An 843-nucleotide genomic window follows, 5' to 3' on the forward strand; every position below is an offset into this window, starting at 1 on the left:
CGCAGCCTGCGGCAGCGGCTACAGGTGTGCGGTGTCAGGCCTGCAGGCGCCAGCCCATGACGTCGAGCAGGTCGCAGCTGTCGCGCAGCAGGATGGCGCTGGCGTTGGCCAGGTGTTGCAGGTCGGCGCTGTCGGCGTCTTTCAGGTCGAGGCGGGCGAGGCTTTCCAGCACTTGGGTGACGGCCAGCAGGCGCGCTGTGCTGTTGGCGTGGAGGACGTCGAGTGGGGGGTTCTTGTCGATCAGCAGGCAGGGGATGAGGCTGTCGATGCCCGTGAGGGGGATGTATTGCTTGTTCATGGGGTACTCCTTCGCGGATGAGAGGAGCTGCCGTCGTCGCCAAACGAAAGGGTGGCAGCTGCACGCAGGTTGGCGAACCGACCATCCACAAATCGGCAGATCCGAAGATCTCCCGCGCGCAGCCGCCATAAAAGATCGCCGCGAACATAAAGGCCCGACGGCAAAGATTGCAAGCGTGACTGCTTGTAGATGAATGGCCAGGTCGCCAAACCCGGTCGCCTTATGGGCGAGCCAGGACTATAGGGCGGGGGCTCGGCAGCAAACAAGTCAGCACTTTCTGCAAGTTGTGTAGGGCCAATCGCTGTCCGTTGCCCGTTGTTTTACGCGGGTTTCAGAGGGGCAAGCTTTTCAGGATCGCCTGATTCAGCCGCCTGATAGGCGTTGTTACGTTCGAGGCAAATTCCTCATGGAGAACGTAGCTCATGGCCTTTGTCATCAGGGAAGGCGACCCCACCACAACCGGCGGCAAAGTCATTGCCGGATCAGCCACCACCTTTGTTGTGGATCAACGGGTCGCCCGCATTGCCGACCCGGTCTGGTGCCCG

Annotated in this window: 2 protein-coding genes; one reads left to right on the top strand and one right to left on the bottom strand. The window is 61.6% G+C overall.

Translation table 11 applies throughout. From position 1 onward, the window contains the following. Positions 1–34 precede the first annotated feature (34 nt). Positions 35–298: a short-chain dehydrogenase gene (locus PVZ78_RS00105; protein ID WP_273828063.1), complete on the bottom strand. Its 264-nt coding sequence runs from the start codon at positions 296–298 to the stop codon at positions 35–37. Between the two features lie 422 nt (positions 299–720). On the opposite strand from PVZ78_RS00105, the gene PVZ78_RS00110 reads away from it, so the two are divergent. Beyond that, positions 721–843: PAAR domain-containing protein (locus PVZ78_RS00110; protein WP_273828064.1), on the top strand; the 123-nt coding region annotated here is incomplete at its 3' end.

Origin of the sequence: Pseudomonas sp. SBT1-2 (assembly GCF_028640875.1) — a bacterium.
Lineage (GTDB): Bacteria > Pseudomonadota > Gammaproteobacteria > Pseudomonadales > Pseudomonadaceae > Aquipseudomonas > Aquipseudomonas chlororaphis_I.

Coding starts and splice junctions, on each gene's coding strand:
- PVZ78_RS00105 (WP_273828063.1), bottom strand. CDS start 298: ATGAACAAGCAATACATCCCCCTCACGGGCATCGACAGCCTCATCCCC.